This window comes from Bacillus sp. FSL P4-0290 (assembly GCF_037975435.1).
Taxonomy (GTDB): domain Bacteria; phylum Bacillota; class Bacilli; order Bacillales; family Bacillaceae; genus Bacillus; species Bacillus subtilis.
In genome coordinates this window covers 2324946-2349137 of sequence record NZ_CP150253.1, presented here as the reverse complement: position 1 = coordinate 2349137, position 24192 = coordinate 2324946, and the positions used below count along the sequence as shown (strand labels likewise).

The window sequence follows — 24192 nt, the reverse complement described above, 5'->3', positions numbered from 1 at the left end:
CTTCAGATCAGGAGAATTAACCATTTCTGAGGTGGAAGAACATCTTAAAGGCATGAAGCGGCAGTTGAAAAGCCCGCTTTCAGAAGGGCAAAAAGGGCTGTGGATGCTTCAAAAAATGTCTCCTGGGATGAGTGCATATCATATTCCTTTATGCTTTCGCTTCAGCAAACCAATACATGCAGAGACGTTCAAGAAAGCCCTTCTGTTTGTACAGAGACAATATCCGATCTTAGCCAGTGTGATTCAAGAAGAAAATGGCATTCCATTTCAATCGGTTCAGTTATCAAAGGATCTTTATTTTGTGGAAGAGAATATATCAGCAATGAAATCAGCAGATATCTTTCCTTTTCTAAAAGAAAAAGCAAAAGAACCTTTCCAGTTGGATGCTGGTCCGTTATGGCGCACACACCTTTTTCATCGGTTAGAAGAATGCATTGTTCTTATAACAATTCACCATATCATATTTGATGGTGTGTCGATGCTGACATTGATATCGGCGCTATTCGAAGCGTATCAACAATTGCTGAATGGGATTGAGCCCTTGCAGCAGCCATTAACAGCTGATTATTACGATTTTGTCGATTGGGAAAAACGGATGCTGACTGGCAGAGAAGGGGAAGAGCATCTCGCTTACTGGAAAGAACAGTTGTCTGGGAGTCTGCCAGTTCTTGATTTGCCTGCTGACCGTCCGCGGTCTTCAGCACGAAAATTCAAGGGGCAAGCTTATAAAAGCTTGCTCCCTCATCACCTGAGCAATCAAATTAAATCGTTTGCCCGCACCAATCATGTGAATGAATCGGTTGTGTTTCTCTCCATTTACAAAGTGCTGCTGCATCATTATACAAAACAAAAGGATATCATTGTTGGCGTTCCGACAATGGGTCGGCAAGAAGACAGATTTGAAACCCTAATCGGTTATTTTATCAATATGATGGCTGTTCGGAGCAAGAATATCGGATCTCAGCCATTAACAGCATTTATTCGGGAACTGCAGCTGACAGTGGCTGACGGCCTGGATCATGCGGCGTTTCCGTTCCCTGCATTGGTAAGAGAGCTGAATGTAGACCGCTCGGCCGCGGATTCTCCGGTTTTTCAAACAGCTTTTCTGTACCAAAACTTTTTTCAAGCAACAGGCTTGCAAAAAGTGCTCGAACCGTATCAAACGCTTGGCATCGAATATATTGAAGACATTCGGCAAGAGGGTGAATTTGAGCTGGCGCTCGAAATATATGAGCAAGAAAATGAAACAGTGCTTCATCTTCTGTACAACCCTGATTTGTATGAACTGTCCTCCATTGAAAGCATGATGGAGAACTATATGAAGCTCGCGCAGCACATGATGGAGGACCCGTCTTTGCCGCTTGAAGCCTACTCTTTGCGATTAAATCAAGAACAAACTAATTTGGTGGAACAATGGAATGCGACAGGGACAAACATCGCAAATGACAAGTGTATACATGAGGTGTTTGAGGAAAAAGCGAAACAAACCCCCGATGCGGTTGCTGTGATGTTTGAAGACAGATCACTTACATATAAAGAAGTAGATGAAAAAAGCACATCTGTGGCAGTCTACCTTCAACATCAGGGTGTTAGACCTGAACAGCCCGTTGGCATTTGTGCAGAGCGTTCGTTTGATATGATCATCGGAATTTTAGGAATACTGAAGGCTGGCGGAGCGTATGTGCCGTTAGATCCAAGTTTTCCGCAAGAACGATTAGAGTACATGCTCAAAGACAGTCAGGCATCCATTGTCCTCACCCAACCTAACGTTCATGATAGGATCAGCGGATTAACTGGCAGCCATGTAAAAGCGATCAATATCGAGTTAGCTTGCCGAAACGATTATACAGACCACCAAAGCAGCGGTTTAAAGCGGGAAGTAAAACCGGAACACCTCGCTTATATTATTTATACATCGGGAAGCACTGGAGAGCCTAAAGGGGTTATGGTAGAGCATCGGAGCATTATGAATACCCTGAATTTTCTTGAATCTCACTATCCTGTAACGGCTGAGGATGCATATTTATTGAAGACGAACTATGTGTTTGATGTATCGATCTCAGAATTATTCGGATGGTTTATTGGAGACGGCCGTCTTGTGATTCTTCCGCCTAATGGGGAGAAATCACCGCAGCTTTGCATGGATTATATTGAAACATATAAAGTGACTCACATTAATTTTGTGCCGGCCATGCTGCATGTTTTTTTAGAAATCGCGAAAGACAACAAGCGATTCACAGAGGACGGTCCGCTAAAGTATATGATGGTTGCAGGTGAAGCCTTCCCTAAAGAATTAGTGAAAAAGGCGGTATCGCTCTTTACAAACTGCCGTGTTGAAAATATATACGGACCGACGGAAGCCTCCATTTACGCTGCGTATTTCGGATGCGGAAAAGGAGATATCGCAAGTCACCATACACCGATTGGAAAGCCTGTTTCCAACACGAAAATTTATATTGTGGACCAGCATTTGAAGCCTGTCCCGATCGGAAAGCCTGGTGAGCTTTGCATCGCTGGAGCCGGCTTAGCAAGAGGCTATTTTAAAAAGCCGGGGCTTACGGCTGAAAAATTTATTGATAATCCCTTTGAACCAGGGACGAAGCTATATAAATCGGGTGATTCAGCAAGGTGGCTTTCTGACGGCAACATAGAATACTTGGGACGGATTGACAGCCAAGTCAAAATACGCGGTTTTCGCGTCGAGCTGGGCGCAATAGAAACAAAGCTGAGTGAATTTCCGGGCATTTTAGATCAGGCGGTAGTGGTGAAGCAGCTGGAGGGCCATCAACAGCTCGCTGCTTATTATACAGAGGAAAGCGGACATGCCTCTGCCAATCCAAAAGATTTGCGCCTTCATCTAAAATCGAGTCTGCCTGAATATATGATACCTTCACACTTTATCCGCTTAGATGAGCTTCCATTATCGCCCAGCGGAAAAGTGAACCGTAAAGAATTAGAAAAACGCGAGATCGTGTTCAACAGAAGGAAACCAAATCACTTGCAATTAACGGAAATAGAGGATCAGGTGCTGCGCATTTGGGAGGAAACGCTCAAGGTCAGCGGATTTGGGCCGGAAGACGGATTTTTCGATGCGGGCGGCGATTCGCTTCTGGCTGTAGCTGTGGCTGAACGAATCAAAAAAGAATTCGATTGTGAGTTTCATGTTACTGAGCTGTTTGAGTATTCCACGATCCGTGCAATCAGTGAATACATTTTGGAGATGAAAAACTCAGATCTAGCCGGGACACAAAATGAAGATGATCATGATGACAAAAAAGATGGAAAATACCCGAAACAGAAGATTCCCCCTTATTTTGGCGACAGTGTTGCGATTGTGGGGATATCTTGCCAGTTCCCGGGTGCGAAAAATCATCATGACTTCTGGAACCACATCAAAGAAGGCAAAGAAAGCATACGATTCTTTTCTGAAGAAGAGCTTCGCGCAAATGGAGTTCCCGAAGAATTGATACAGCATCCTGACTATGTGCCTGTACAATCTGTGATCGAAGGGAAAGACTTATTCGATCCCGGTTTCTTTCAAATCTCGCCAAAAGATGCTGAGTATATGGACCCTCAGCTCCGCCTCTTATTGCTGCACTCCTGGAAAGCGATTGAAGATGCAGGATATGTGGCTAAGGAGATTCCGGCAACAAGTGTATATATGTCTGCAAGCAGCAATTCATATAGAACGTTATTGCCGAAGGAGACAACAGAAGGACATGAATCACCGGATGGCTATGTCTCATGGGTTTTAGCCCAAAGCGGAACCATTCCCACAATGATCTCACATAAGCTCGGATTAAAAGGGCCAAGCTATTTTGTTCATTCAAACTGTTCTTCATCACTAGTCGGTTTATATCAGGCATACAAAAGCCTGACATCGGGCGAATCACAATATGCGCTTGTCGGGGGCGCAACATTGCACGCACAATCAGCGATCGGCTACGTGCACCAAAACGGGTTGAATTTTTCAAGCGACGGGCATGTGAAGGCGTTCGATGCTTCGGCGGACGGAATGGCCGGAGGTGAAGGCGTAGCAGTCATCCTGCTGAAAAAAGCTGTGGATGCCGTAAAAGACGGAGACCATATTTATGCCATTATGCGCGGAATAGGTATCAATAATGATGGGGCAGAGAAGGCAGGCTTCTATGCGCCTAGTGTAAAAGGCCAAACAGAAGTGATACAGCATGTATTGGATACAACCAAGATCCATCCTGAAACGGTAAGTTATATTGAAGCACACGGGACTGGAACAAAATTAGGCGATCCTATTGAAATGTCTGCTCTAAATAAAGTGTACAAGCAATACACAGACAAAACACAATTTTGCGGAATCGGTTCAGTGAAAACGAATATCGGCCATTTGGATACAGCTGCGGGGTTAGCCGGATGCATTAAAGTTGCGATGAGTTTATACCATAATGAACTTGCACCGACCATCAATTGTACGGAGCCGAATCCGGATATAAAGTTTGAAAGCTCTCCTTTTTATGTTGTCCGTGAACGAAAATCGTTAGAGAAACACGCAGGTGTCCATCGGGCGGCTCTGAGCTCATTCGGCCTTGGCGGAACTAACGCCCATGCAATATTTGAGCAATATGAAAACATTTCTGATGCAGGTACCGAAAACGAAGGCAATCAGCCTTACATCATTCCTATATCAGCTAAAAATAGTGAACGGCTCCAAGTATACGCGAAGGAAATGCTGTCCTATATCAGTCAAGACGAGCAAAGGCATTTCTCTTTAAGAGATATTGCATATACCTTCCAAGTCGGCCGTGAAGCAATGGATAACAGGATCGTTTTTATAGTGAACGATCTGGAAGAATGGAAACATCAGCTGGAAGTTTTTGTGACTGGAAAGCCGCTCACAGAAGGCTGTATTCAAGGAGAAAAAACGAGAATGACATCCGCTGAACAGCTGCTTGGAAATGCTGAAGCAGATGATATGGCTTCATCACGGATATCAAAAGAAGAATTGAGAAAGCTTGCCGAGATGTGGGCAAATGGCTTTCACGTTGAATGGCGCAGGCTCTATCCAAATACAAAGCCACGCCGCATCAGCTTGCCGACATACCCTTTTGCCGAAGAACGATACTGGCCTGAAAGCAGCACCGGCGCTATCACAACAGTTGAACCATCTCGTTTGCATCCTTTGGTGCACCATAATACATCGGTTCTGTCAGAGCAGCGTTTCAGCTCCATTTTCACAGGACAAGAGTATTTTATTGCCGAGCATATCATTAAAGGCATGGCGATTTTGCCGGCGGCGGTCACGCTTGAAATGGCAAGAGCCGCTATAGAACAAGGAATTGGCGGATTGGAGGATCATGAAACTGGAATCAGGCTGAAAAATGTCGTGTGGGTTCGCCCGGTTGTAGCAGGAAGTGAGCCGGTTCAGGTAAATATCGGACTTTACGATGAAGATGGCGGACACATTGCTTATCGGATGTATGGTGATCCGGAATCCGCTGATGCAGAACCAGTTGTATATAACCAAGGTAAAGCGGAATTGATTCAGTTAAAGCGAGAAAAAGCACTGGATCTTTCTAAGATCAAGAAACAATGTGATCAAAGCAGAATGGATGCTGCCTCGTTTTATGAAGGGATGATTGGCGCCGATTACGGTCCAGGTTACAAGAGTGTAGAGGCCGTATATAAAGGCGACGGCCAGCTGCTTGCCAAATTATCACTGCCGGAATCTGTTTCACATACGTTGGGCGATTATGTTCTTCATCCAAGTGTAATGGACGGAGCGTTACAGGCGGCTGAATATTTGCAAAATGTCGTCAGAGCGGAACTTTCAGACACTGAAGACTTTAAGGCAGCACTGCCATTTGCTCTGGAGGAACTTGAGGTCTTTGGTCAGTGCGTTTCTGACATGTGGGTTTATGTTCAATTCAACTCGAAAAACAAACCGGGAGATTTGATACAGAAAGTCGATATTGATCTATGCGATGAGCATGGCACGATTTGCGTGCGGATGAAAGGATTTTCGACGAGAGTGATGGAGGCAGATATACAAACCGAACCATCAAAAATCAACGCTGAAACTTTATTGCTTCAGCCCGTTTGGCAAGAACAAAAGGCAGCTGAAGGCGCGGCAGCAAAAAAATATGCAGAGCATCTCGTATTCCTATGTGAATATGATCATGAGACGAGAGAACAGATTGAAGCAGCCATCGAGGATGTCCATGTATACAGCCTGGAAGCAAGGCCTTCTTCAGTAGATGGGCGTTTCCATTCTTATACAGAACAAGTGTTTAAAAAGGTACAAGAGATCATTCGTAAGAAACCGAAGGACGGCATTCTCGTTCAGATCGTAACCTCTGCAGAGGGAGAACAGCAATTGTTTTCAGGGTTGACAGGACTGCTGAAAACAGCTTGTCAGGAAAATGCCAAACTAACCGGCCAAATGATTGAAGTCAGCGGTGAAGAAAGTGGAGAAAGCATCGCTGGCAAACTGTTAGAAAATCAAATGAGCGGCGATTCATATGTCAAATATCAAAACGGGACACGGTATATTGCTGATTGGCGTGAAATCAAACAGGCAAAAGGAGACGGCAGCAAACCGTGGAAAGACAATGGCGTTTATCTCATTACAGGAGGTGCCGGCGGACTAGGTCATATTTTTGCAAAGGAAATTGCGGAACAAACGAAAAATGCGACAGTCATTCTGGCAGGCCGCTCACCTCTTAGCGAAAGCAAAAGCAAAAAGCTGGAAGAGCTTCATAGTAAGGGGGCTGACATCACCTACCGGCAAACAGATGTTACCAATAAAATTGAAGTCTATAAGCTCATTGACGACATTCAAAAAAGATATGGCCGTCTGAACGGTATTCTTCATAGTGCCGGAATCATCAAGGACAGCTACCTGGTTAATAAACAGGTAAAAGATCTGCACGATGTACTGGCGCCTAAAGTAAAAGGGCTTGTTTATCTAGACGAAGCGAGCAAGGATTTGCCTTTAGACTTCTTTATTCTCTTTTCATCTCTTTCAGGAAGTTTAGGGAGCATTGGCCAGTCTGACTATGCGGCAGCCAATGTATTTATGGATATGTATGCAGGCTATCGAAATAGGCTTGCCGACCTCAGCCAGCGGCATGGGAAGACGCTTTCTGTAAACTGGCCTTTATGGAGAGATGGAGGCATGCAGGTCGATCAAGAAACTGAGAATAGGCTTGTGCAACTGGCCGGTATTGTTCCTATGAGGGCGGAAAAAGGAATTCAGGCATTATATCAAGCACTTCATTCAGAGGCAAACCAAGTAATGGTAATCGAAGGCGATGTGCAGAAAATAAAACAAAACATGCTGGCCAAAAACGCCTCAGCACCTATGGAAAAGAAGGAAGCAGAACACATGACTGAACAAATAAATAGCATTGATACAGACAGTTTGCTGGATAAAGTAAAGGCGATGTTAAAGCGAGAGATCGCCAAGCTGTTAAAGGTCAAGCTTGAAACGATTGATGATCACGCCGAGATGACGGTGTATGGTTTTGATTCTATCTCCATGACTGAATTCACCAACCATATCAATCGCGCCTATCAGTTAGAGCTGACGCCAACCGTATTTTTTGACCACCCGACGATTCATGCGTTTGGCAAGCATTTGTCAGAAGAATATCAATCGGTATTTGCGAAGACATTTGCTGTGCGCGCTGTATCGGCTCAGATTCAGCCTGCTCCGAAACAGGAACAAGCCGTGCGTGCCAAAGCTAAAAGACGCAGAAAGCAGCAAGTCATGCTGCCAAACGCCATACAGAGTGATGCTGGGCCTGAGCCAATTGCCATTGTGGGCATAAGCGGGATTTTCCCTATGGCGAAAGACGTTGAGGCGTACTGGAACATCTTAAAAGAGGGCAAAGACTGCATGACGGAAATCCCGAAAGATCGCTGGGATTGGCGTGAATATGAAGGTGATCCGGCGAAGGAAGTCAATAAAACGAACGTGAAATGGGGCGGTTTTATTGACGGTATTGCAGATTTTGATCCATTATTCTTTGGCATTTCCCCGCGTGAAGCTGAACAAATGGAACCTCAGCAGCGCTTACTGCTGACTTACGCCTGGAAAGCGATCGAAGATGCAGGATATTCGGCGAAAAGGTTGTCAGGCACAAAGACCGGCGTCTTCATCGGAACGGGAAATACAGGATACAGCTCTCTTCTATCTAAAGCGAATTCGGCAATAGAAGGATCAGCGGCAGCCAATACGAGCCCATCGGTCGGTCCGAACCGGGTCAGTTATTTCCTTAATCTGCACGGGCCGAGCGAACCGATTGATACAGCGTGCTCAAGTTCACTAGTGGCGATCCACCATGCCATCTCTTCAATTGAGGAAGGCACTTGTGACATGGCATTAGCCGGCGGTGTAAATACGATTATCCTTCCTGAGGTGTATATCAGCTTTGATAAGGCGGGAGCACTGAGCAAAGAAGGAAAATGCAAGACGTTTTCAAATCAAGCCGATGGTTTTGCACATGGGGAAGGTGCCGGCATACTGTTCCTGAAAAAATTAAAAGCGGCTGAAGAAGCGGGAGACCACATTTACGGAGTCATAAAAGGCAGTGCAATCAATCACGGCGGCCGTGCAGCCTCTTTAACGACTCCCAATCCGAAGGCGCAGGCAGATGTTATTCAGTCGGCATATCAAAAAGCGGGAATCGATCCGAAAACCGTGACCTACATTGAAGCCCACGGAACCGGGACGGAGCTTGGAGACCCGGTTGAAATTAACGGTTTGAAATCAGCTTTTAAAGCATTGGGTGTAAATGAAGGAGACACATCAGCCAATCCTTACTGCGGTTTAGGTTCTGTAAAGACAAACATCGGCCACTTATCGCTGGCAGCCGGTGCAGCAGGAGTTATTAAAATATTATTGCAGCTTAAGCATAAAACCTTAGTGAAAAGTCTGCATTGCGAAACCGTGAATCCATACATTCAGCTGAAAAACAGTCCGTTCTATATCGTACGGGAAACGGAAGAATGGAAAGCGCTGAAAAATGAACGGGGAGAAGAGCTTCCTCGCCGGGCAGGTGTCAGTTCATTTGGAATCGGTGGGGTAAACGCCCATGTGATTATCGAGGAATATATTCCGGAAGCATCCGATGAGAATATACCATCCATCACGCCGGAACATCCGGGTATCTTCGTTTTATCGGCTAAAAATAAAGCGCGGCTAAAAGAACATGCACAGCAGCTGGCAGATGCGCTTGATAAGCAAACATATAGTGACGTAAATCTCGCCCGAATCGCTTATACACTGCAAGCCGGACGGGATGCGATGGAAGAACGTCTCGGGATTATTTCCGGTTCCATTGAGGATTTACAGCAAAAGTTAAAAGACTTTGCAGCGGAGAAAAGCGGTGTGGAGGATGTATTTAAAGGCAGGATTGATAAAGGCACACTCCAAATGCTGACAGAGGACGAAGAGATTCAAGAAGCCGTCGAGAAATGGATGGAACGGGGAAAGTATGCAAAATTGCTTGAATTATGGGTAAAAGGGCTTGATGTAGACTGGACGAAATTGTATGGCGAGAATCTGCCAAAGCGCATCAGCTTGCCGACGTATCCTTTCGCAAAAGACCGTTATTGGATCTCTGATCATATTGAAAAAAGCAGCATTGATGCAAATCAAGCAGCCTCCCGCCTTGGCGGAGCCGTGCTGCATCCATTAATGCATCAAAACACATCCAATCTCTCGGAACAAAGGTTTAGCTCTATTTATACGGGAGAAGAGTTTTTCCTTGCTGATCATGTTGTGAAAGGCCAACGGATTTTGCCGGGAGTGGCTCATCTTGAATTGGCGCGGGCAGCTGTTGAGCAGGCCGCAGAGGTACAAGGTGTACCGCGCATCATGAAGCTAAAGAATGCGGTGTGGGTGCGGCCTATTGTTGTAGAGGATCAGCCGCAGCAAGTACACATTAGGCTTTTACCGGGAGAAAATGGTGAGATCTCTTATGAAATCTATGGTCATTCAGACGTTACTGGCGAACAGTCAATCGTCTACAGTCAAGGCAGCGCGGTATTGAATCCTGCTGAAAATTTGCCGGCGGTTGATTTGCAATCTCTGCGGGAGCAGTGTCAGGAAAGTCATTTCAGCGTAAACGAAGTATACGACACCTATCGAATGATTGGATTTGAATATGGTCCTGCTTATCGCGGAGTGAAAAAAATCTATACAGCTGAACAATTTGTTTTGGCAAAATTGTCATTGCATCCGTCAGCTGCAGATACGCTCAGCCAATACAAAATGCACCCTGGGCTGATGGATTCTGCTTTGCAGGCGTCAAGCATTTTGACAGGAGCCGGGGATAACCAGCTGACACTGCCTTTTGCGGTCCAGGAGCTTGAAGTCTTCGGAGCATGTTCGTCAGAAATGTGGGTATACGCAAGATACAGCCAAGGCAGCAAGGCAACTGATAAGGTGCAAAAGCGCGATATGGATATTTTAGATGAGAGCGGCAATGTTTGCGTACGGATGAAAGGATTATCTTTCAGAGCAGCAGAAGGCGGCTCTGGATCGGCGGAATCTGATCAAACGCTGGCAACCCTGATGTTTGAAGAAAAATGGGTGCCCAAGGATTTTAAAAAAGAAAGTCCTGAGCCTCATTACGAACGGCACATTGTCATGCTTTGCGACATGAATGGCCTCTCAAAAGATCGCATTGAATCAAGAATGACAGGAGCGGAATGCATCGTTTTGGAGTCATTCCGCGAAGGACTTGCAGAGAGGTTCCAAGATTATGCCGAACAAGCGCTTGAGACGGTCCAGGGTCTTCTCAAAAGCAGACCTCAGGGCAATGTTCTGATCCAGCTGCTTACCTCTGCACAAAGAAAGCAGTACTCATTCTCAGGGCTATCGGCGCTCCTTAAAACCGCCGGCCTGGAGAATAAAAAACTAATCGGCCAGACGATTGAAATCGATTCACATGAAAATGTTGAAAGTGTAATAGAAAAACTGAAAGAGAATAAAAGGCACACAGAAGATCAGCACATCAAATATGAAAAAGGCAAACGGTACATCAATGATCTGGATGAAATGCAAATAGATGATCGGGAAATAAGCATGCCGTGGAGAGATAAAGGTGTATACCTCATCACGGGCGGCGCAGGAGGACTTGGGTTTATTTTTGCAAAAGAGATTGCTCGCCAAGCCGAACAGCCTGTGCTCATTCTGACAGGCAGATCCGCGTTGAATGCGGATCAGCAGGCGGAGCTTAACGAACTTCAGCAATTAGGGGCTCGCGCAGAATACAGGCAGGTTGACGTGACACAAACGGAAGCAGCCTCCGAGCTTATCACAAGCATTACGTCTGATTACGAAGACTTGAATGGTGTCATTCACAGCGCTGGGCTGATTAAAGATAACTATCTTATGAGCAAAACCAATGAAGAGCTGACACAAGTTCTCGCTCCTAAGGTGAAAGGGCTTGTGAATGTGGATGAGGCAACCGAGCATCTTGCGTTAGATTTCTTTATCCTCTTTTCTTCAATATCAAGTGTTGCCGGCAGCGCGGGACAGGCCGATTATGCAATGGCTAATGCATTTATGGACAGTTATGCAGCTTATCGAAATGCGCTTGTAACCGCCATGTACAGGCACGGACAAACGTTGTCAATCAATTGGCCGCTCTGGAAAGAAGGCGGCATGCGCGCGAATAAAGAAATTGAAAACATGACGTTGAAAAACACAGGTGTGACTCCAATGCGGACCGAGACCGGCATTCAAGCGCTGTATAAAGCTTTGGCATTTGGCAAAGATCAAGTCATCGTCATGGAAGGAATCAAAGACATGATGAGGGAAAAGCTGACTCAAAAGCCGTCTTCTGATGATGTACCAATGAAAACAGTGCAAGTACCGGTGACATCTGAAGCAAGAATGGATCAAGGAAATATGTGCGACCACATTCAAGAAGTTTTAAAGCAAACAATCTCTCAATTGCTCAAAATCAAACCTGAAGAGATTGACCCGGACATGGAGTTTAATCAATATGGATTTGATTCGATTACGTTAACTGAATTCGCAAATACACTGAATGAGAAGTACAAGCTGGATCTTACGCCTACGATCTTCTTTGAGCACGCAACTGTTTATGCATTTGCAGGGTATCTGTCAGAAGAATATCCAAATGCTTTTACAGCTCAAACGCCTGCCAAAGCTGGGGTGCTAATGCAGCCTGTCGAACAGAATATAAAAAATATGACGTTTTCGACTGAAAACCGCTTTGTAAAACCTTCGGTAACACCAATGCAAAAGGAAGCTGATCCCAAGCCTGAGCCTATTGCGATTGTGGGAATGAGCGGCGTTTTCCCAAAGGCAAAAGACGTTGAGGAATATTGGAAGAACCTGTCATCGGGCACAGATTGTATTACAGAGGTTCCAAAAGACCGCTGGGATTGGCAGGAGTATTACGGAGACCCTCTGAAAGAAGCGAATAAAACAAACGTCAAATGGGGCGGTTTTATTGATGAAGTAGCTGACTTTGATCCATTGTTCTTCGGCATATCTCCGCTGGAGGCTGAGCAGATGGAGCCTCAGCAGCGCCTGTTAATGACCTATGCGTGGAAGGCGATAGAAGAAGCGGGACACTCAGCGAGAAGCCTGGCAGGAACTAAAACGGGCATCTTCATCGGGACAGGAAACACAGGGTACAGTTCACTTCTGTCAAATGTAGACATCGAAGGCTCAGCGGCTGCGAATATGAGTCCTTCTGCAGGACCGAATAGAGTCAGTTATTTCCTGAACATTCATGGACCGAGTGAACCGATCGACACTGCGTGCTCAAGCTCTTTGGTCGCCATTCATCATGCGGTTTGCGCCATTGAAAATGGAAACTGTGAAATGGCGATTGCGGGAGGGGTCAACACGGTCGTAACTCCGCAAGGCCATATCGCCTATGATAAGGCCGGGGCGCTGAGCAAAGAAGGAAGATGCAAAACATTTTCTGACAAAGCCGATGGATTCGCAGTCAGTGAAGGTGCCGGCATTCTCTTTCTGAAAAAGCTGACAGCGGCTGAACGAGACGGTGATCATATTTACGGTGTCATTAAAGGAAGTGCGGTAAACCACGGTGGCCGCGCAAATTCTCTAACGACTCCTAATCCGAAAGCTCAGGCGGATGTCGTAAAAACAGCATATGAAAAAGCGGGAATTGATCCAAGAACCGTAACTTATATTGAAGCGCATGGGACTGGAACCGAGCTGGGCGATCCAGTAGAAATCAACGGCTTAAAAGCGGCATTTAAAGAGCTGTATGAAAAAACGGGGGACCCGGCTGTTCATGGCAGCCATTGCGGACTTGGATCAGCGAAAACAAACATCGGTCACTTATCGCTTGCGGCCGGTGTGGCGGGTGTCATTAAAGTGTTATTGCAGCTCAAGCATAAAACGCTTGTCAAAAGTCTGTACAGTGAAACTGTTAATCCATATATCAGACTGGATGACAGCCCGTTTTATATTGTGCAGGAATCGAGAGAGTGGCAGGCGCTTCGGGATGAAGCCGGCCGAGAGCTGCCGCGCCGCGCAGGCATCAGTTCGTTCGGGATAGGCGGCGTCAATGCCCACGTGGTCATTGAGGAATATATTCCGAAAGAAACAACCCATCCTGCAACAGCATCAGCTGTGACAGCACAGCACCCGGGCATCTTTATTTTGTCGGCAAAGGATGAAGATCGTCTGAAAGACCAAGCCCGTGAATTAGCAGACTTTATCAGCAAGCGATCTATCACTGCTCGTGACCTCACTGATATTGCTTATACACTCCAAGAGGGGCGTGATGCAATGGAGGAGAGATTAGGGATCATCGCTGTCTCGACTGGGGACTTGCTGGAAAAACTGAACCTCTTTATAGAAGGGGGCACCAATGCGAAGTACATGTACAGAGGCAGAGCAGAAAAAGGTATCGCACAAACATTGAGATCAGATGACGAAGTACAGAAAACGCTCAACAATAGCTGGGAGCCTCACATATATGAAAGACTTCTTGATTTATGGGTAAAAGGCATGGAAATAGGCTGGAGCAAACTGTATGACGGCAAACAGCCGAAACGCATCAGCCTCCCTACCTATCCATTTGCGAAAGAACGCTACTGGATAACGGATACGAAAGAGGAGGCAGCCGCCCATCAAACAGCTTTAAAAACAGTCGAATCAGCAGCTTTGCATCCATTGATACATGTCAACACATCTGATTTGTCAGAGCAGCGTTTCAGCTCGGCCTTTACAGGTGCTGAGTTCTTTTTCGCCGATCATAAGGTGAAGGGAAAACCGGTTATGCCGGGCGTGGCATATCTTGAGATGGTTCATGCTGCCGTTATAAGAGCAGTGAGAAGAACCGAAGATCAACAATCTGTTATTCACATCAAAAATGTTGTGTGGGTGCAGCCGATTGTGGCGGACGGCCAGCCTGTGCAAGTGGATATCAGTCTAAATCCCCAGCAGGACGGCGAGATTGCTTTTAACGTCTATACAGAGGCTGCACACAATGATCGAAAGATACATTGTCAAGGCAGTGCTTCAATCCGTGGGGCAGGAGACATTCCAGTCCAGGATATCAGCGTGCTTCAAGACCAATGCAGTTTAAGCACACTCTCACACGACCAGTGTTATGAATTGTTTAAGGCGATCGGCATTGACTACGGACCTGGTTTTCAAGGGATAGATCGGCTTTACATCGGCCGCAATCAAGCCTTGGCAGAGCTTTCTCTGCCTGCTGGTGTAACTCACACACTGAATGAATTCGTTCTTCATCCAAGTATGGCCGATTCTGCTTTACAAGCGTCGATCGGGCTAAAGCTGAATTCCGGTGACGAGCAGCTTTCTCTGCCTTTTGCGCTGCAAGAGCTAGAAATATTCAGCCCGTGTACAAATAAAATGTGGGTGTCTGTGACATCTCGTCCTAATGAGGACAAAATACAGAGACTGGATATTGATTTGTGTGATGAACAAGGCCGAGTGTGTGTAAGAATCAAGGGGATTACCTCAAGGCTGCTGGAAGAAGGCATACAACCGCCAGACGGGCCGACATCACTAGGAAACTCCAAAGCAACTCTTAACGGAGCGCTTCTTATGGCGCCGATATGGGATCGAGTGCAGCTGGAGAAGAGGATCATTTCGCCTGCTGATGAGCGTGTTGTCATCCTCGGAGGGGATGACAACAGCAGAAAAGCTGTTCAAAGGCAGATCCCATTTGCCAAGGAGCTGTACATTGAGCCGAACGCATCAATTCATAGAATTGCAGGACAGCTTGAAGCACTCGAATCGTTTGACCACATTGTGTGGATGTCTCCTTCTCGTGTGACAGAGTGCGAAGTCGGCGATGAAATGATTGAAGCCCAAGATCAAGGCGTCATTCAAATGTATAGGCTCATTAAGGCAATGCTTTCTTTAGGCTATGGACAGAAGGAGATAAGCTGGACGGTCGTGACGGTGAATACACAATATGTTGATCAGCATGATATTGTCGACCCGGTCGATGCCGGGGTGCACGGCCTGATCGGTTCAATGGCAAAAGAATATCCAAATTGGCAGACAAAGCTGATCGATGTTAAAAAATACGAAGATTTGCCGTTATCTCAACTCCTTTCCTTGCCTGCCGATCAAGAAGGGAATACGTGGGCCTATCGAAACAAGATTTGGCATAAGCTTCGTTTGATTCCAGTACACAACAATCAACCGGTGCACACGAAGTATAAGCACGGAGGTGTTTATGTTGTCATAGGCGGAGCTGGTGGTATTGGTGAGGCGTGGAGTGAATATATGATCAGAACATATCGGGCGCAGATCGTTTGGATTGGCAGAAGGAAAAAGGATGCAGCCATTCAAAGCAAGCTGGACAGACTTGCGCGTCTAGGGCCAGCCCCGTATTACATTCAAGCTGATGCGGCTAACCGAGAGGAATTAGAACGCGCGTATGAAACAATGAAACAAACGCATCGAGAAATCAACGGCATCATCCATTCTGCGATTGTCTTACAAGACCGAAGCCTGATGAATATGAGTGAGGAATGTTTCAGAAACGTTCTTGCTGCAAAGGTTGATGTAAGCGTGCGAATGGCCCAAGTTTTCCGGCATGAACCACTGGATTTTGTTTTGTTTTTCTCTTCCGTACAATCGTTTGCAAGAGCTTCCGGACAAAGCAATTACGCTGCGGGCTGCAGTTTTAAGGATGCTTTTGCACAGCGGTTGTCTCACGTATGGCCTTGTACAGTGGCCGTGATGAATTGGAGTTATTGGGGAAGCATTGGTGTTGTTTCATCACCGGATTACCAGAAGAGAATGGCTCAGGCAGGCATAGGCTCAATTGAAGCCCCTGAAGCAATGGAAGCTTTGGAATTGCTGCTCGGGGGACCGCTGAAGCAGCTAGTGATGATGAAAATGGCAAACGAAACGAATGATGAAGCGGAACAGACAGAAGAAACGATTGAAGTGTACCCGGAAACTCACGGCTCCGCCATTCAAAAGCTGCGAAGCTATCACCCGGGTGACAGCACAAAGATTCAACAACTGTTATAGGAGGGGAAGCGCCAATGCTGAACACAGAAGACATTCTCTGTAAAATGCTTTTCGCACAATTACAGTCCATAGGGTTTTTCACAGAAAGTAAATCCCAGCCGGTATTGGAGAATTTCTATGGCAGATGGTTTGAAGAAAGCCAATCGATTTTAGAACGGCATCAATTTCTCAAGCGAACGGAGAACGGACATGTTCCAATACGCTCAATAGGCACCATGAGCGAGCTGTGGAAAGAATGGAATGAACAAAAATCTGACCTGCTTCAAGACAATAATATGAAAGCCATGGTGACATTGGTGGAGACAGCACTTAAAGCCTTGCCGGAGGTTCTGACCGGCAAGGCGTCAGCCACCGATATCCTGTTTCCGAATTCATCTATGGATTTAGTAGAAGGGGTCTATAAAAACAATCAAGTCGCAGACTATTTTAATGATGTGCTTGCAGATACGTTAACAGCCTATCTGCAAGAACGTCTGAAGCAAGAGCCTGAGGCGAAGATTCGAATATTAGAAATCGGAGCCGGGACCGGCGGGACAAGCGCGGCTGTTTTTCAAAAATTGAAAGCATGGCAGACACATATAAAAGAATATTGCTATACAGATCTGTCTAAAGCTTTTTTAATGCATGCAGAAAATAAGTATGGTCCTGACAATCCATATTTGACATATAAACGATTTAATGTCGAGGAGCCGGCGTCTGAACAGCATATTGATGCGGGAGGCTACGACGCGGTCATCGCGGCAAATGTGCTTCATGCCACAAAAAATATCCGGCAGACATTGCGAAATGCAAAAGCAGTTTTGAAAAAAAACGGGCTGCTCCTTTTAAATGAAATAAGTGATCATAATATATACTCGCATTTGACGTTCGGCCTTTTGGAAGGCTGGTGGCTGTATGAGGACCCTGATCTTCGCATACCGGGCTGTCCGGGCCTGTATCCGGATACTTGGAAAACGGTGCTTGAGAGTGAAGGATTTCGCTATGTTTCCTTTATGGCTGAACAATCGCATCAGCTCGGCCAGCAGATCATTGCCGCTGAAAGTAACGGAGTCGTCCGTCAAAAGAAGAGAACGGGGGCAGAAGAAGATCCAAGCCATATACAAATGAATGTTGAAATCGATCATTCACAGGAAAGCGATTCTCTCATCGAACAAACGGCACAATTTGTGAAGCATACGCTGGCAAAATCAATCAAACTATCACCAGAACGTATTCACGAAGATACGACATTTGAGAAGTATGGAATTGATTCGATTTTGCAGGTGAATTTCATTCGTGAATTAGAAAAAGTGACAGGAGAGCTTCCAAAAACCATTTTATTTGAACATAACAACACAAAAGAACTCGTCGAATATTTAGTAAAGGGGCATGAAAATAAGCTCCGGACAGCATTGTTAAAGGAAAAAACGAAGCCTGCAAAAAATGAAGCTCCACTTCAAACAGAGCGTACAGATCCTAATAAGCCATTTACTTTTCATACACGCCGCTTTGTTACAAAGCAGGAAGTCACTGAAACTCAGCTAGCAAATACCGAACCACTAAAAAAAGAAAAGACAAGTAATTTGCAAAGAACACATTTTAATGATTCTAGTACAGAAGATATCGCAATAATCGGGGTAAGCGGGCGCTATCCGATGTCTAACAGTTTAGAAGAGCTTTGGGGGCATTTAATCGCCGGAGACAATTGTATTACAGAGGCACCGGAATCCAGATGGCGCACATCTTTATTGAAAACATTATCAAAAGATCCAAAAAAGCCGGCAAATAAGAAACGCTATGGCGGATTTTTACAAGATATAGAGGCATTTGACCATCAGCTTTTTGAGGTGGAGCAAAACCGGGTGATGGAAATGACACCTGAACTCCGTTTATGTTTAGAAACCGTCTGGGAAACGTTTGAGGACGGCGGCTATACGCGAACCCGGCTGGATAAATTGCGGGATGATGACGGAGTAGGTGTTTTTATAGGGAATATGTATAACCAGTATTTTTGGAATATCCCGTCTTTAGAGCAGGCAGTCCTCAGCTCAAATGGGGGAGACTGGCACATTGCAAATCGCGTTTCCCACTTTTTTAACCTGACCGGACCGAGTATCGCTGTCAGCTCAGCATGCTCTAGTTCATTAAACGCCATACATCTTGCGTGTGAAAGCCTGAAATTGAAAAACTGCTCAATGGCGATTGCTGGGGGTGTCAATTTAACACTCGATCTCTCTAAATATGATTCTTTGGAGCGTGCCAATCTGCTGGGAAGCGGCAATCAAAGCAAAAGTTTTGGCACAGGAAACGGGCTTATTCCCGGGGAAGGCATCGGAGCTGTCCTGTTAAAACCGCTTTCGAAGGCGATGGAAGATCAGGATCATATTTACGCTGTGATCAAAAGCAGTTTTGCCAACCATAGCGGCGGAAGACAGATGTATACAGCTCCGGACCCGAAGCAGCAAGCAAAGTTAATTGTCAAGTCGATTCAGCGGTCGGGCATTGATCCAGAGACTATTGGCTATATTGAATCGGCGGCAAATGGTTCGGCGCTGGGCGATCCTATTGAAGTAATTGCCTTAACAAACGCGTTTCAACAATATACAAACAAGAAACAGTTTTGTGCGATAGGCTCTGTCAAATCCAATCTGGGGCATTTAGAGGCGGCTTCCGGTATTTCTCAGCTGACAAAAGTACTGCTGCAGATGAAGAAAGGGACGCTGGTGCCGACAATTAACGCGCTGCCTGTCAATCCAAATATTAAGCTGGAACACACGGCTTTCTATCTTCAGGAACAAACAAAGCCATGGCATCGCTTGAATGATCCTGAAACTGGAAAACAATTGCCTCGCAGAAGCATGATCAATTCCTTCGGAGCGGGGGGAGCCTATGCCAATCTCATTATAGAAGAATATATAGAAACAGCTGAGAAAAACCATATCGCTTCCCGCCAGCAGGAATTCACTGCCGTTTTTTCAGCCAAAACCAAATGGAGCCTGCTTAGCTACCTGGAAAACATGGAATTGTTTTTAGGGAAGGAAGCGTCTATGGATATTGAACCCGTTGTCCAGGCTTTACACCGGATCAACCACAATTTAGAGCATAGGGCTGCATTTACAGTGACATCGACTCAGGAGCTGATCGAAAAACTAAAGATGTTCCGAACATCAGAAAAAAGCTCACTCCAGCAAGGCATTTATACATCATTCGATTTACAGCCATGTGCGGAATCAGTAACTAATGATAGAGAAATAAGCGCAGCAGAGCAGTGGGTACAAGGGGGATCGATTACTTTTAAAGAAGCTGATAGAGAGAACCGATCAGGCTGGGTTCATCTGCCTCACTATGCATTTGACCATAATACATCATTTCATTTCGATGTATCGTCTATCAATGAGAAATCGTCAGATGTTGAAGACAATATCAATCAGCCTGTCATTCAAGATCAATTCACTTATGATGAGCCTTACGTTCAAGGACACGTCTTCAACAATGAACGGGTGCTTGTCGGTGCCACATATGGCAGTCTGGCCATTGAAGCATTTTTTAACCTGTTCCCTGAGGAAAACAGCGGCCGTATCAGCAAATTAAGTTATATCAGTCCAATTGTCATCAAACAAGGCGAGACCATTGAAATTCAGGCAAAGCCGCTGCAAAAAGATCAAGTCATAGAACTGCAAATCATGTATCGCGAGCCGTCCTCTGGTTTGTGGAAGCCTGCCGCAATCGGACAATGCGGAATCGGTTCTTTTGAGCCGAAAAAAGTCAATATCGAGAACGTTAAGCATTCATTAACTAAGCTTCATCACATCGATCAGATGTATAAAACCGGAAACGGTCCTGAATGGGGAGAGTTATTTAAGACAATTACTCATCTCTACAGAGATCACAAGTCTATACTGGCAAAAATTCGCCTGCCCCAAAGCGGGCTGGCAAACGGGCACCATTACACTGTAAGCCCATTGATGACAAACAGCGCGTACTTGGCTATCCTCAGTTTCTTAGAGCAGTTTGACATGACAGGCGGCTTCCTGCCGTTTGGAATCAATGATATCCAGTTTACAAAGCAAACGATAAAAGGGGATTGCTGGCTTTTGATTACATTGGTTAAGAATACAGGTGACATGCTGCTGTTTGATGTAGATGTGATCAATGAGTCGTCAGAAACAGTGCTGCACTACTCGGGCTACTCGCTTAAACAGCTTCGTATTTCGAATCAAAGAGGAAATCAAAATAAGGCCATCAAAGCCAGCAATCTGAAAGATCGTATCAGAAGCTATGTAACAGATAAACTGGCAGTAAACATGGCCGATCCGTCAAAATTGTCAATTGCAAAAGCGCATATCATGGATTTTGGAATCGATTCTTCTCAATTGGTTGCACTGACAAGGGAGATGGAAGCAGAGACAAAGATCGAATTAAATCCGACTCTGTTTTTTGAGTATCCGACTATTCAAGAGCTAATCGACTTTTTTGCGGACAAACATGAAGCATCATTTGCTCAGCTGTTTGGTGAAGCTCATCAGCAGGAAGAACGCCCAGCTCAAATCGAAAACCAAATGAAACAGATTCCGGCATACGAGACGAACACGGATAAAACAATCGAACACGCGGCAGACGGCATAGCCATTATCGGCATGTCGGGACAGTTTCCGAAAGCAAACAGCGTAACGGAATTTTGGGATAACCTTATCCAAGGAAAGAACTGTGTCTCTGAAGTGCCGAAAGAACGCTGGGACTGGCGCAAATATGCCGCAGCCGATAAGGAAGGGCAATCAAGCCTTCAATGGGGCGGTTTTATAGAAGGAATAGGTGAGTTTGATCCCCTGTTTTTTGGCATATCGCCTAAAGAAGCGGCGAATATGGACCCACAGGAGTTTCTGCTCTTGATACATGCATGGAAGGCGATGGAAGATGCAGGCTTAACAGGGCAGGTTGTATCCAGCCGCCCGACAGGAGTATTTGTCGCAGCCGGCAATACGGATACAGCTGTGATTCCTTCCCTAATTCCAAACCGTATATCCTATGCACTTGATGTAAAAGGGCCAAGTGAATATTATGAAGCTGCCTGTTCCTCAGCTCTAGTGGCTTTGCACAGAGCTATACAATCCATTCGAAACGGCGAATGTGAGCAAGCCATTGTTGGGGCTGTGAATTTGCTGCTTTCACCAAAAGGCTTTATTGGCTTCGACTCAATGGGCTATTTGAGTGAGAAAGGACAGGCCAAATCCTTTCAAGCAGATGCAAATGGCTTTGTCAGAAGTGAAGGAGCGGGAGTTCTCATCATTAAACCATTGCAAAAAGCCATTGAAGATTCTGATCATATTTATTCGGTTATTAAAGGTTCAGGGGTATCGCATGGCGGCAGGGGAATGTCACTTCACGCGCCAAATCCGGCCGGCATGAAGGATGCAATGCTGAAGGCTTATCAAGGAGCGCAAATTGATCCCAAAACGGTGACCTATATAGAAGCGCATGGGATCGCCTCTCCATTGGCAGACGCGATAGAAATAGAAGCGTTAAAGTCTGGCTGCAGTCAGCTCGAATTGGACCTTCCACAGGAAGTACGGGAGGAAGCGCCATGTTATATCAGCAGCTTAAAGCCGAGCATCGGACACGGTGAACTCGTCTCCGGTATGGCTGCTCTTATGAAGGTCAGCATGGCGATGAAGCATCAAACAATACCAGGCATATCCGGATTTTCGTCTTTGAATGACCAGGTGTCATTAAAGGGCACCCGTTTCCGAGTGACTGCCGAGAATCAGCAATGGAGGGATTTAAGTGACGATGCAGGCAAAAAAATTCCGCGCAGAGCGAGTATCAACAGCTATAGCTTTGGAGGCGTAAATGCGCACGTCATTTTAGAAGAATATATTCCTTTACCAAAACCACCGGTTAGTATGAGTGAGAATGGTGCCCACATTGTAGTTCTTTCTGCAAAGAATCAAGACAGGCTAAAAGCAATTGTTCAACAGCAGCTTGACTATCTGAATAAACAACAAGAACTGTCATTACAAGATTATGCTTATACACTCCAAACCGGCCGAGAGGAAATGGAAGACCGCCTGGCGCTCGTCGTCCGCAGTAAAGAAGAACTGGTAATCGGCTTGCAAGCCTGCTTAGCTGCGGAAAAAGGCGATAAGCCGAAGAGTTCTGTACCTGTCTTTAGCGGAAATGCAGAAAATGGCTCGTCAGATCTCGAAGCCTTGCTGGATGGTCCATTAAGAGAAATGGTGATCGAGACTTTGTTGTCTGAAAACAACCTTGAAAAGATCGCGTTTTGCTGGACAAAAGGGGTGCAAATCCCATGGGAGAAGCTTTATCAAGGAAAAGGTGCCCGCAGAATACCGTTGCCAACCTATCCATTTGAAAAGAGAAGCTGCTGGAACGGCTTTCAAGCAGTAGAGAATACGCCTTCTGTTTCACAGGATGAGCGTATCAACAACAGCAGCGATCATCACATATTAGCAAATGTACTAGGGATGGTTCCGGGTGAACTGCAGCCTCATAAGCCATTGCAGCAGTATGGATTTGATTCAATTTCTTGCATACAGTTATTACAGCAATTGCAATCAAAGGTGGACCCTCTCATTGGCTTGACGGAGCTTCAAGCATGCCATACTGTTCAGGACATGATGGACTTGATCGCAAAGAAAAAGGAGGATACATCCTTACAAAATGATCAAGCTCGCACGTTTCCGGAATTAATACCGTTAAATGACGGCAAGCGGGGGCGCCCTGTCTTTTGGTTCCATGGCGGAGTAGGAGGAGTTGAAATCTATCAGCAATTTGCACAAAAGAGCCAGCGCCCTTTTTACGGCATTCAAGCCAGAGGATTCATGACTGATTATGCTCCTTTGCACGGAATTGAACAAATGGCTTCCTATTATATAGAGATCATTCGATCCATACAGCCTGAAGGTCCTTATGATGTAGGCGGATATTCCTTAGGCGGGATGATTGCATATGAAGTCACACGCCAGCTGCAAAGCCAAGGCCTTGCTGTCAAAAGCATGGTGATGATTGACTCCCCATATCGTTCTGAGACAAAAGAGAATGAGGCATCTATGAAAACGTCAATGCTGCAAACAATTAATACGATGCTGGCATCGATTGCGAAACGGGAAAAGCTTACGGATGTTCTCATCAGCCGTGAAGAGGTGGACATAAGCTTAGAGGATGAAGAATTCCTGTCTGAGTTGATTGACTTGGCAAAAGAACGAGGGCTAAACAAACCAAATAAGCAAATACGTGCGCAGGCTCAGCAAATGATGAAAACACAGCGCGCCTATGATTTGGAGTCGTACACTGTTAAGCCTCTCCCTGATCCTGAGACGGTAAAATGTTATTATTTCCGCAACAAAAGCAGGTCCTTCTTTGGTGATTTAGACACTTATTTCACTTTATCAAATGAAAAAGAACCGTTTGATCAAGCTGCCTATTGGGAGGAATGGGAGCGGCAAATTCCTCATTTCCACCTGGTGGATGTCGATTCAAGCAACCACTTCATGATATTAACCGAACCGAAAGCGTCAACAGCCATGTTAGAATTTTGCGAAAAGCTCTATTCAAACAGGGGAGTAGTGAATGCGAATTTCCTTAAGGCTTTCCGGAAGAAACATGAAGCGAGGGAAGAAAAAGAAACAGATGAATTGGTGAAGCGCTGAGAAAACACAAACGCCCCCTCTTTTAAAAGG

General features: G+C 45.6%; 2 protein-coding genes. Both read left to right on the top strand.

The window, feature by feature from the left end:
• Positions 1–52: 52 nt before the first annotated feature.
• The gene (locus MKY10_RS12460) at positions 53–16516 is read left to right on the top strand and encodes an amino acid adenylation domain-containing protein (protein WP_339226491.1); all 16464 of its coding nucleotides are present in this window, start codon (positions 53–55) and stop codon (positions 16514–16516) included.
• Positions 16517–16530: 14 nt separating this feature from the next.
• Positions 16531–24162, top strand: a complete 7632-nt coding sequence (locus tag MKY10_RS12455; protein WP_015252049.1) for a beta-ketoacyl synthase N-terminal-like domain-containing protein — start codon at positions 16531–16533, stop codon at positions 24160–24162.
• The last annotated feature ends 30 nt before the right edge of the window (positions 24163–24192 follow it).

Coding starts and splice junctions, on each gene's coding strand:
- MKY10_RS12460 (WP_339226491.1), top strand. CDS start 53: ATGAAGCGGCAGTTGAAAAGCCCGCTTTCAGAAGGGCAAAAAGGGCTG.
- MKY10_RS12455 (WP_015252049.1), top strand. CDS start 16,531: ATGCTGAACACAGAAGACATTCTCTGTAAAATGCTTTTCGCACAATTA.